General features: G+C 68.2%; 10 protein-coding genes and 1 tRNA gene. 1 reads left to right on the top strand and 10 read right to left on the bottom strand.

Translation table 11 applies throughout. The features are described 5' to 3' along the window. The 7 genes from MJ783_RS09440 to MJ783_RS09410 form a co-directional block, all read right to left on the bottom strand. A partial coding sequence (locus tag MJ783_RS09440) for a protein kinase (RefSeq protein WP_239310000.1) occupies positions 1-310 on the bottom strand: 310 nt, incomplete at its 3' end. Further along, complete coding sequence (locus MJ783_RS09435; protein WP_370651579.1) at positions 298-2,070, bottom strand: protein kinase; 1,773 nt, start codon at positions 2,068-2,070, stop codon at positions 298-300. The genes MJ783_RS09435 and MJ783_RS09440, both read right to left, overlap by 13 nt. Next, a complete protein-coding gene (locus MJ783_RS09430) occupies positions 2,067-3,521 on the bottom strand; it encodes a penicillin-binding protein 2 (RefSeq protein ID WP_239309999.1) in 1,455 nt (484 codons plus the stop codon). The genes MJ783_RS09435 and MJ783_RS09430 overlap by 4 nt, the downstream gene beginning before the upstream one ends. Beyond that, positions 3,518-4,999: an FtsW/RodA/SpoVE family cell cycle protein gene (locus MJ783_RS09425; protein WP_239309998.1), complete on the bottom strand. Its 1,482-nt coding sequence runs from the start codon at positions 4,997-4,999 to the stop codon at positions 3,518-3,520. Before MJ783_RS09425 ends, MJ783_RS09430 begins: the two co-directional genes overlap by 4 nt. 10 nt (positions 5,000-5,009) lie before the next feature. After that, the gene (locus MJ783_RS09420) at positions 5,010-6,449 is read right to left on the bottom strand and encodes a PP2C family serine/threonine-protein phosphatase (RefSeq protein ID WP_239309997.1); all 1,440 of its coding nucleotides are present in this window, start codon (positions 6,447-6,449) and stop codon (positions 5,010-5,012) included. Next, positions 6,446-6,982 carry an FHA domain-containing protein gene (locus MJ783_RS09415; protein ID WP_239309996.1) on the bottom strand — a complete coding sequence of 179 codons (537 nt, stop codon included), beginning with the start codon at positions 6,980-6,982 and terminating at the stop codon, positions 6,446-6,448. The genes MJ783_RS09420 and MJ783_RS09415 overlap by 4 nt, the downstream gene beginning before the upstream one ends. A gap of 6 nt (positions 6,983-6,988) precedes the next feature. Next, positions 6,989-8,500 carry an FhaA domain-containing protein gene (locus tag MJ783_RS09410; protein ID WP_239309995.1) on the bottom strand — a complete coding sequence of 504 codons (1,512 nt, stop codon included), beginning with the start codon at positions 8,498-8,500 and terminating at the stop codon, positions 6,989-6,991. A gap of 113 nt (positions 8,501-8,613) precedes the next feature. On the opposite strand from MJ783_RS09410, the gene MJ783_RS09405 reads away from it, so the two are divergent. Further along, positions 8,614-8,696, top strand: a tRNA-Leu gene (locus MJ783_RS09405). A 375-nt stretch (positions 8,697-9,071) separates the two neighbouring features. Here the strand turns inward: MJ783_RS09405 and MJ783_RS09400 are convergent. The 3 genes from MJ783_RS09400 to purS all read right to left on the bottom strand — a co-directional run bounded on the left by MJ783_RS09400 (position 9,072) and on the right by purS (position 11,366). Continuing rightward, on the bottom strand, positions 9,072-9,782 hold the full coding sequence (locus MJ783_RS09400) for an HNH endonuclease family protein (protein ID WP_239309994.1): 711 nt from the start codon (positions 9,780-9,782) through the stop codon (positions 9,072-9,074). Between the two features lie 256 nt (positions 9,783-10,038). Continuing rightward, on the bottom strand, positions 10,039-10,395 hold the full coding sequence (locus MJ783_RS09395; protein ID WP_239309993.1) for a rhodanese-like domain-containing protein: 357 nt from the start codon (positions 10,393-10,395) through the stop codon (positions 10,039-10,041). Between the two features lie 707 nt (positions 10,396-11,102). Then, positions 11,103-11,366: a phosphoribosylformylglycinamidine synthase subunit PurS gene (purS, locus tag MJ783_RS09390; RefSeq protein ID WP_239310003.1), complete on the bottom strand. Its 264-nt coding sequence runs from the start codon at positions 11,364-11,366 to the stop codon at positions 11,103-11,105. Positions 11,367-11,392 lie beyond the last annotated feature (26 nt).

Genomic DNA, 11,392 nt, shown 5'->3' with positions numbered 1-11,392 from the left:
CCACGTACTCCATCACGATATACGGGATGGTCATGCCGTTGATCAGATCTTCGCCGGTGTCGTAGACGGACACGATGGCCGGATGGTTGAGCGCCGCGGACGACTGCGCTTCGCGCCGGAACCTGGCCAGGAAGGTCTCATCACGCGCGAGATCAGCGCGCAGCGTCTTGACCGCGACCTCGCGTCCGAGCCGCACATCGCGACCACGGTAAACCTCGGCCATACCACCGTAACCGAGGATCTCACCCAGCTCGTAGCGCTGACCCACCAGGCGAGGTTCGGTCCCGAACACCTCAGTCACGCCTGCCACCCGTACTCGCCCTTCCGTTTTCCGGGCTGATAGCCGCGGACCTGCCGTGAACGCCCAGCGATCGTGGTCGCCGCGGTAATCCGGTCCCCTGTCACCCGGCCGTTCCCGGTCACGTTGTCACCGGTGACGATGCCACCTCCACTCCCCGGCACGTGCACCGCCCAGGTCAGTGGCGGTGCGCTCGTGGATGATCCGCTACTTCCGGCGATCGTCCGGGTGATCAACGCGACGACGGCGACAGTGACGATCAGTAGGATGATCAGGATGGGTAGTGACATTTTTTGTCGCCCCGCAGCCGCGGAGCCGCCCCGGTCACCGCCGGCCCGCCGTCTGGCTGCCCGCCCATCGAACGCCGAGCCGGCGGTGCGGCTCGGCGGCGAGGGCTGCCAGGCATGGATGTCTGGCAGCCGGGCCTCGGGCTGGCTGGTGGCGGAGGAGGCACGGTGGGTCTGGGCATCCCAGAGCGCGGCGGCTGTCCCGCCCGTGGGGCCCACGCCGCTGTCGGGAGCCTGCTGAGATGCCGCGGAGCCCCCCGGCGCGTGACCGGAGCCGTAGGCGGGTGGCTCCTGGCCGTTCGGGAACGCCACATCCCCGCCGGCCCGCGGGTCCCAGCGGGGACGGATCTCCGCGGGGGAGCTGGTGGTCCAGGACGGCTGGCGGGTCCACGACGGTGGCCGCTCCCGGGTGGGCGCCCTTGTCGTGGCGTCCGATCCGCCATGGGCACCGGTCGGGCCCGGGCGCCTGGCGGTGGTGTCCGAGTCCGCCCGGGATATCGGCCCCGGGCCGACGCCTCGGCGGGTCGCGTCGGCGCTCCACAAATTCCGGCGGATGGTGGCGGCGGTGCGTCCGAACGCGCCAGCGGACGCCGGTCTGCGGGCCGGGTCCTTCGCCATCGCGGCCTGAACGAGCCCACGGACCGGTTCGGGTACATCAGGCGGCAGCGGCGGGGGCTCGTCCTGCTGGTGGGCCATCACGACGACGATCGGATTGCGGTCGTCGAAGGGACGTCGGCCCGCGAGGCACTCGTAGGCGACCACGCCCAGGGAGTACACGTCACTCGCCGGTGTCACCGGCCGCCCTGACGCCTGTTCTGGGGAGACGTAGTACGCGGTGCCCATCATGATGCCGGTCGCGGTCAGCGGTGCCGCGTCGACCGCGCGGGCGATCCCGAAGTCGGTGACCTTGATCGCACCGTCGGTACGCAGCAGCAGGTTGCCGGGTTTGACGTCACGGTGGACCACTCCCAGGGCGTGTGCCGCCTGCAGGGCGTCCGCGGCCTGCCCGAGGACATCGAGGGTCTTCTCCGGGGACAGCCGTTTCTCCCGGTGCAGCAGCGCGGACAGCGGTTCGCCCTCGACCAGCTCCATCACCAGGTACGCGGTCGGATGGTCACCTTGGACGATGACCTCGCCGTAGTCGTAGACGGAAGCCACACCCGGGTGCGACACCCGGGCGGCGTGGCGTGCCTCGCCGCGGAAACGGACGAGGAACGACTCGTCGCTGGCGTACTCGGGGCGCAGCAGTTTCACGGCGACGGGACGGCCGAGGGTCTGGTCGAGGCCCCGCCACACCTCACCCATACCGCCGGTGGCGATGCGTCCTTCCAGCAGGTAACGGCCATCGAGGAGGGTGCCCTTCGCCGAGCCGCCGAAGGGGTGCGCGACCGCTGGCGCGGCCGGCGGTGCCGCCACCGACTGGCTGGCCGGGACCGCCGCATCGGGGCGCGGTTCGCCGAAGCCCGGCGGCGTCGGGGCTGTCACCGGCGGATGCCCAATGCGGCTTTCATGACCTGCTGGGCCACGGGAGCGGCCACCGCGCCGCCGGTGCTGAGTTCGCCGCCGCCGTTTTCGACGATCACCGCGATGGCGACGGTCGGGTTGACCGCCGGGGCGAAGCCGATGAACCACGCGTGCGGGGGCTCGTTGTCGCCGTGCTCGGCGGTGCCGGTCTTGCCGGCGACGGCGACTCCGGGGATCTGTGCCTTGGTGCCGGTGCCGCTGGTGACGACGCTTTGCATCATGGTGTTCAGGTTCGCGGCAACCTCCGCGCTGACCGGTCGTTTGTAGACCTCGGGTTCGGTCCGGCTGATCGCTTTCAGGTCAGGGCCAAGCAGCTCGGCCACCAGGTAGGGCCGCATCATGACCCCGTTGTTACCGATCGCCGCGGCCACCTGGGCCATCTGCAGCGGTGTGACCTTGTCGTCGAACTGCCCGATGGCCGACTGCGCGGTCTGCGCACCGTCGAGCGATGCGGTCGGATAGACGCTCGCCACCTGTGCCAGGGGAAAGTCCGGCACGGTCGCATTGAAGCCGAAGGCCTCGGCCTGTGCTCGCAGGGCGTCGTGGCCGAGGTCGATGCCGAGTTTGGCGAACGCGGTGTTGCAGGAGATCGTCAGGGCGTGGATGAGGGTGTCGGTCTGGCCGTCACCGCAGCGTTCGCCAGCGAAGTTCGGCAGTACGGTTTTGCTCTGCGGCAGCTGGAGCTGGTCGGGGGCCGCGATGCGTTCCTCCAGGTGGTGGCCGGCGGCCAGCGCCGCCGCGGCGGCGATCACCTTGAACGTCGAGCCCGGCGGGTAGGTCTCCTGAGTCGCGCGGTTGAGCAGGGGCTTGTCGGGGTCGGTGTTGAGCGCCTGAGCGGCCTTACTGGCCGTCGTCTCATTGTGACTGGCCAGCGGGGTCGGGTCATAGGTCGGGTTCGTCACCATGGCAAGGATTTCGCCGGTCTTCGGGTCGAGCGCCACCACCGCCCCCTTGCGGTTGCCGAGCGCTGTGGTTGCCACCTGCTGGATCTGCGGCACCAACGTGGTAACAATGCTCCCACCCCGCTGTTCGCGGCCGGTGACCAGGTCGGAGACCTTGGAGACGAACAGCCGCTGGTCCTCACCGGACAGGAAGTCGTTCTGGGAGCGTTCCAGGCCCGCGGAGGTGTACAGCCCGTAGTACCCGATGATGTTGGAGTAGAGCGTCGGGGCCGGGTACTGCCGTTGGAACTTGTACTCGTCGTCCACCGGGACCGAGCTCGCGACTGCCTGGCCGCCCGCGACGGCAATGGAACCCCGCTCCCGCTCGAGCCGTTCGGTGATCTGGCGGGCGTTGCCAGGCTTGTGCCGCAGCGTGTCCGCGTTCTTGGCCTGTAGCCAGTTGGCGTTGATCAGCAGTGCGCTGAACAGCAGCAGACACGCGATGGCGACTTTGCGAATGGGTGGGTTCATGTTGTTTTTACCACCTGCGTGGGGCTGTCGGCCACCGCGGTCGGGTCGAACAGCGGCGCGGCTGGCGTGGCCGACGCGGGGCGCCGGTAGGAGTCACTGATCCGCAGCAACAACGCGATGATGGCGGCGTTGGAAACGATCGATGATCCTCCGTAGGAGATGAACGGCAGGGTCAGACCAGTCAGCGGGATAAGCCGCATGACGCCTCCGACCTGCACGAAGACCTGTAGGGCCAATGACGCGGACAGGCCGGTCGCCAGCATCTTGCCGAACGGGTCACGGGCGCCCACGGCGGCTCGCAGGCCACGTGTCACGATCAGCCCGTAGATGACGAGGATCGCCATGATCCCGGCAAGGCCGAGTTCCTCGCCGATGCTCGCGACGATGAAGTCGGTGTTGGCGAAGGGGACCCGCTGAGGGCTGCCCTGCCCGAGCCCGGTGCCGGTGATCCCGCCAGCCGCGAACCCGAACAGACCTTGTACCAGCTGGAACGATTTGTTGGTGGGGTTGTCCCCGTCGAAGGCGTGCAACCAGCCGTCCACCCGGACCTGGACATGCCCGAACAGCTTGTAGGACAGTACCGCCCCGAGCATGAACAGGGCGAGGCCGATGACGACCCAGGACGCCCGCTCGGTCGCGACATAGAGGATGACGAGGAACATCCCGAAGAACAGCAGGGATGACCCGAGATCCTTCTCGACGACCAGGACGCCAAGGCTCGCCAGCCATGCCACGAGGACCGGTCCGAGATCGCGGGCGCGCGGGAAGTGCATCCCGAGGAAGGACCGGGAGACCACGGAGAGGACGTCGCGTTTGTTCACCAGGTAGCCGGCAAAGAAGATCATCAACATGATCTTCGATATTTCGCTGGGCTGGAAGGTGAACGGGCCGATCCGCAGCCACAGCCGGGCGCCGTTGATGGTCGCGCCGACCAGCGGCATGGCGGGCAGCAGCAGAAAGACCAGCCCGGCGAGGCCGGCGGTGTACGCGTACCGCGACAGCGTCTGGTGGTCCCGGACGATGGCCAGAACGAGGACGAAAACGATGAGGGCGAGCAGCGTCCACACCAGCTGGAGCTGGGCGGTCCCAGGCGGGATGTGTTTACCCGCCCGGACGGCGGCGGCGGCCTTGGCCAGGTCCAATCGATAGATCATGACCAGGCCGAGGCCGTTGAGGGCCGCCACCAATGGCAGCAGGATGGGGTCGGCGGCCGGTGCGAACCGCCGTACCGCGAGATGGGCGAGTCCCCACAGCGCGCTGAAACCGAGGCCATAGGTGAACACCGACAGGGTGAGGCTCCCGTCGATCGCCAGCACCACGGCTGCCAGCGCGGCGGTCGCGAGCAGGCCCGCGAACAGCAACAGCCACAGCTCCCGCCGACGGTACGGTGGCAACTGCGCTCCGACCGGGACCGGGTACCGTGCGAAGGTTCCGGTGAGGTCGACCGCTTTGCCGCGGAGCGGGGGGAGAGCTGTCATCCTGAGGGCGTCATCCTGGTGTGGCGAGCGACGAGGCGCAGCTGGCCAAGGACGTGGTGCCACAGAGCAGTTGGGCTGAAACGCTACCGGAGCCTGTCTGGGGGCTCCCGACGGGCTCCGCCCCCCCGGTGGAGCCCGCACCCGCGGTGGGCGTCGGTGCCGCGCTGGCCGTCACGGCCGGTGCCGTGCTGTTCGGGGCGGGGTCCGCGATGGCCGACATCATCTGCTCCCGGAGGGTCTTGATGAAGTCGCGGGCCTCACCGAGACTGCCCACCTGGTAGCCGCGCTTCACCGTGTCGCGGGCAATCGGCTTGAGCTCGGTCAGCGCTATGGCCGGCTGTGCGGGCTCCTTGAACGTGTGCAGGGAGATCCCGATGAAGTTTCCATCGACACCTTCGAAGATTGCTACCTGCTGGTTGTCCACACCGACGTAGTACTGCCTGTGGATGTAGAACCAGGCACCCAGCGCGGCGGCACCGAGGAGCACGACGGCGCACAGACCAGCGAGCAGCGGCCGAGGGAGGTACCGCCGGGCTGAGACGTCATCGGGCACGTCGTCCGGCTCCGGGTCGCGGCGATGGGTGCCGTGCCGGCCGATCCGGGCTCCCTTGGCGGCCGGTGAGTCCTGGTCGGGGAACTGCGGGTTCGGGCCGGTACGGGCCGCCGCGGCTCCCGGCACGATCCGTTTCTCCGCGGCGGCACCGGCGATCAGCGGGCGGTAGTCGTCCTCGTGACCGTCTTCCACCACGTCGGCGACGACGACCGTGATGTTGTCGGGGCCACCGCCCTTGAGCGCGAGTTCGACCAGCCGGTCGACGACTTCCTGGGGGCTGGTCAGCTGCAGCGCCTCGTGGATGGTCACTTCGGTCACGACCCCGGACAGGCCGTCCGTGCAGAGCAGGTAGCGGTCGTCGATGACCGCGTTCTGGATGAACAGATCCGGATCGACGTCGCGCCCGTCGAGGGCGCGCATGAGTAAGGACCGCTGTGGATGGGTGTCGGCCTGCTCGGCCGTGATCCGTCCCTGGTCGACCAGATCCTGGACCAGCGTGTGGTCATGGGTTACCTGGCTGAGGGCACCATCGCGGAGCAGATAGGCGCGTGAGTCGCCGACATGCAGCACGCCGAGGCTGCTGCCTGACAGCAGCAACGCGGTGACCGTGGTACCCATGCCTTCCAGCGATCCGTCCTCGCTGGACATCGCGCGCAGCGCGGCATTGGCCTGGTCCACCGAGTCCGCCAGCGCATCCAGAATGTCGCTGGCGCTGGCATCCTCATCCAGCCCGGCCAGCTGGGAGATCACGGTAGAGGAGGCCACTTCGCCGGCCGCGTGCCCGCCCATGCCGTCCGCGACGGCTACCAGGCGTGCGCCCGCATAGGCGGAATCCTCGTTGCCTTCTCGGACATGGCCGACGTCCGAGCGAACGGCGTAGTGAAGCCTAAGGCTCACCGGTGGAGCTCCAGGACGGTCTTCCCGATCCTGACCGGCGCGCCGAGAGGTACCGGCATGGGACTGGTCACCTTCGTGCGGTCGAGGTATGTGCCATTGGTTGAGCCCAGATCTTCGACGAACCACTGGCCGTCGTGGGGGACGAGTCTTGCATGTCTCGCGGATGCGAAGTCGTCCTCCAGAACCAGAGTCGAGTCCTGCGCCCGTCCGATGGTGACAGGCATGGGCCCGAGTGGAAGCGTTGTCCCTGCAAGTTGACCCTTCGTAACGACAAGCTTGCTCGGTGCTCGCGAACGTCGGCTGGGAGGCTTGTTCTGCGATGGTGCTGGTGGGGCTTGGCGTGCCGGTGTCGGTGCCGGTGTCGGGCGGGGCGCGCGTGCTGCCGCCTGGAGGTGCTGCTGGTGGCGTTTGGTCGGCCCGAACACGTCCAGCCGGACCGCACGGACGGCAGCCAGGACAAATGCCCACAATAGCGCCAGAAAACTGATTTTAACGACAAGCAGTACCAGGCTGCTCGGTCCGGACCCGTTCACAACGGCCTACCAGCCGCGATCGGGCTCAGGCGGCGCGGCCGGGCCGGCCGGACGCCCACGTTCCGGTGGGTTCCGGCGTGCGTCGGGGTGTGGCTGATCTGGACGGTAGGTCTCCTGCTCATGCATATCGACGCCGTCGTCGGGACCAGCCGGCCGGACGCCGCGCCGAGGGTCGCCGTGACTCGAGGGAAAGCCACGATCATTTGGCGGACGATGATCAACGGGTGCTCCATAGCCAGCCACGGTTGGGCCATACCCGTCCCGCGGCTCCGGAGGCGGACCGGGCATGCGGACGGCACGCTGGTCACGAGGGTCTGCGCCACCGCGGTACTGACCCTCCCTCCCGGCGTAAGGGTCGTTGTAGCGAGGATGATCACCATACGGATCCTCATACGGGGCAGTCTGCCGTCCCCCCGTGGGCTGGCCGGTTTCGGGCCGCCTACCGCCCCGGTAAGCATCCGTCGGTGGTGGGTAGCCGGTTGACTGACCGCCCCGGCGGGGGTCTTCCCGCCTCGGCTCGTCATAGTATGGGCTGCCCCGGTAGGGGTCTTCCCGCCTCGGCTCGTCATGGTATGGGCCCCCACGATAGGGGTCGGCCGGTGGGGGCGGGTATCCACCAGGAGCGCCGCGGTAGGGGTCCGGCGGCCGGCCGCGTGTGTCGGCTGGCGCGGTGGCTGGCGGCATGGTGGCGGCGGGGTATGGGACCGGTGCTCCAGCCGCTCCCGCGGGGCCGGCTGGAGCACGCCGCGCGGCCCGGTTCGCGCCAGCGTCTCGCGGGTCCTCCCGGCGGAAGGCGAGGATCGTCGCGCCCAGCTCGATCTGGTCGCCGTCGACAAGCCGTACCTGGCTGGCGGCTCGGCCATTGACGATGCTGCCGTTGGTGGAGCCGTGGTCGATGTAGACGAACTGGCCATCCTGCATCCGCCTGACCTCGCCGTGCCGGCGAGAAACACCTGTGTCATTGAGACGTATATCACATTCTACGCTGCGACCTATGACCGTGGTCTCGCTGTCCAATGGATATTCGCGCTCGTCTCCACCTGCCCTCCCGGTCGGGCCGGGCTTGACGGAGATCAGCAGGCGTGGTGCTCCCGGGGCGTTCGATCGCGGGCGTGCCGGCCCGCGTCGACCGGTCACGGCGCCGGGGTCGGCCGCCGCGACACTGCTGCGGATGCGGAACACCCCGACATCGAGATCATCGGCCTCGGCAAGGCGCACGCCGACGGGACCGACAAACGTGTAGTGCTGCTCGGCTGCGTGTTCGCGGACCATCTCGGCCAGCTCGTCGCAGAGCGCTTGGGTGTAGGGAGCGAGCCGGGTGAAATCCCCGACGGCGAGCTCGACCGCGAACTCGTTGGGGACGAGTACCCGGTTGGAACTGGCCGCACGCCGGTCGTCGGTCTCCCGGGCCAGCGCGCTGGCGATCTCGACCGGTTCGACGCCGCCCTTGAAGACCTTGGCGAACGCCCCCTCGACGAGGCCGCCCAGGCGGCGCTCGAAGCGTTGTAGCACGCCCATCTCGACCTCCCCTCCTCTAGGCCTTCTCCCAGCCCTGAGATCGTATGCTTCCATCTCCGCCCGGCCCACGGCTCGGGCGGCCTGGAGCGCGTGATAGCGTGATAGTCGCACTCGGGCGAGTGGCGGAATGGCAGACGCGCACGGTTCAGGTCCGTGTGTCCTAACGGACGTGGGGGTTCAACTCCCCCCTCGCCCACGTTCTGGTTCTTGGTGCTTGCCGCTCTTCGAGCGGCTTCACCGGTGGTGTCCTTCCGCTGGCGCTTCCCTGACCTCCTGATGCCTGGGGCGTCGGTGTTGGGGCGTACCTGATCGATGGTGGTCGATGATCTGGAAGGTCGCCACCCAGCATCAGCGTGCCTCCCTCCGCGGTTTCGCGATCCATCCACCTGGACACCACTCCTTGATCTACGTCTTTCTTGCCGGTTGCTCGCAGCCCCGTCTCAGATGTGCTGGCATGGTGTTGTTTGAGTTTTCCGTCGTCGGTGTATGCCTGTTGGCTGACCCCGAGTATGGGGCTGTGCCTGTGTGCCGCTCGCAGGTACGCTCGTGACCGCTTCTGTCAAATGATCGGTCAATTCCTGCGGTTGCCGCCGAGTACTGGTTGACCTGGGCACTTGGCCAGCGTTTTGGCCATGGCGTCCCGTTCGCTTGGCTCCAGCCAAAGCCCGTAGCGGGCTTTCACGCCGATCTGACGGGCCACATACTGGCACCGGTACGCCTGGTTCGGCGGCAGCCACTGGGCGGCGTCGTCGTCGCTTTTGTCCTGGTTCGTCGGGCCGTCGACCGCGAGCAGGTTCTCCGGATCGTTCGCGAAGGCGACCAGTTTGTCCGATGGCCAGGAGGCGGCCCCGGTACGCCAGGAGTCCGCCAACGCGATGACATGGTCGATCTGGACAGCCGCGGCGTCCCGTGCCCTGTTGAAACGGACGGTCCGGCTGGTATATGGATCTTTTAGTTCGCCGGTCAGGACGATACACGGGTCCCCCTGCCTGACGGTCACCAGCGTCAGGTCCCGGCGCAGGATGTCGTTCCGGGTGTCACAACCATTGCCGTCGACGTCCTGCCAGGGATCACCAAACTTGTCCCGTCGGTACGGCGGCGAGTTCGTCGCGGCGTGGACCGGCATCGACCGTAACGTCGCGAGGGCGCTTCCAGCGGCGGCCTGCCCGCCCTGGCCGGCGCCACCGACCGCTCCGGCGTTTGCGGCTGAGGCGTCGCCGGCCGAGCCGCAGGCGGACGCGACGAAGACGAGTCCGAGGCAGAGCGCGAGCAGCGCCCTCACGCTGCCGGGGGCTCCGCGAGGGCGGGGTTCTCGCGTCCGGCGGAGATCTCGGTTTCGGCCGCTGGACGGCCGCGGGCCGGCAGCCGAAACGGCGGGACCGTCGTGGTTCATGACGCCTATTCTCTCGTCACGCGTGCGCTGATCGCGCGGTATCCACCGCCGCGGGTCCGCGCATCGCGGATACGGCGGACCTGTCCACAGCGAGGACCGCCTCCTTGACGTGGCGACCATCATCGGCGGCCGGCCACACCACCGGTCAGATCACCGCTGGCGGATGCGGTGCGGGTGCGTTGGTCGCCATCGGGCGCCCCGCCGCATTCCAGGCGATCATCCCGCCGTGGAGGTTGCGGGCCCGCCAGCCGCCCCGGTGCAGGTGAGCCGTGACCACGGCCGAGCGTTGCCCCGACCGGCAGACAACCACCACATCCCGTTCACGCGGCACCTCGTCGAGGCGTTTGAGCAGCTCACCCATGGGGATGTGCAGCGCGCCGGAGATATGTCCGGCGTCCCACTCCGCGGTCTCTCGGACGTCCAGGAGCAGGATTTCGGCGGTTGGCGACAGGTTGACCGGAATCTGATCAATAGTGACTGAAGGTACCTCGTCCGCGCCCATCCGCCCATCCTGTCAGCTGTCCCCGTCGTGAGCCGGGGCCTGGGCGTGCCGGGTTTCTCACCGGTGCCCGGTGGTACGGGTGCTCACTGGCGCGACAAAGATCACAGCATGCCTCCCGGGCCCTGCCACTGATTCCGCAGCCGGTTGTTGGCGGCGCACAAGACAGCCAGCCCGGTTGTTTTTTATCGTTGCTTCTTTGCTGGCCAGCTGATTCGGCATTGTTACCGAGGTTTTTCGGCATTGTGCCCATGCGCTCGGGGCCTGCGTCCCGCGAATCGGCGGCTGTGGTCACCGGAAGGCCTTTGGAGCCCTCGACGCTGAGCGCGCGGTGGCACCGTGATGAGCGTGGAATCACTTGATGTCGAGCCGTCGGGATGCGGCGCGGACGGGCCGTGGCTCACCTGCCCGTGGTGCGGGGGGATCGTCCCGTTGGCGCACCTTGTGCCCTCGGACGACGAACCCGATGCCAGAGTGGCTGTATGCGACTCGTGTGGACGCCGGGTCGCGTTCGTCTCACCGGCTGACCCGATGGCTCCCCCCGGATAGCGCGCCAGCTGAGCGTCACCAGCCCGTTGATCTGTTCGGAGAACAGGACGGGAACGACGGGAATATGAGCAGGCTGCCGCCTGCCCCTGCTCCTGACGGCTGGACAGCAACCTAAGCGGTCGCCGCCGGCAGACCCTGGACGAACTTCCGGCGGCGACCACTTAGCGGGATTGCGCAGGCACAGGTTCAACCCGGACGACGTAGTCTTCGATCACGGGGTTGGCCAGTACCGACGAGGCGAGCCGCTCGATCCGGGCGAGGGCATCGGCATCCGCCGCGCCGTCCACCTCCAGTTCGAACCGCTTGCCCTGGCGTACCGAGACGATGCCGGTCACACCCAGCCGCGGCAACGCGGTGAGCACCGCCTGCCCCTGCGGGTCGAGGATCTCCGGCTTCAGCATCACGTCCACTACGACTCTGGCCATGGCGCACGAGCCTATCGTCGCTCGTC

Source organism: Protofrankia sp. Cj3 (assembly GCF_917627355.1).
GTDB lineage: Bacteria > Actinomycetota > Actinomycetes > Frankiales > Frankiaceae > Protofrankia.
Note: the sequence above shows the minus strand (reverse complement) of the source record. Positions and strands in the feature narration are given on the sequence as shown.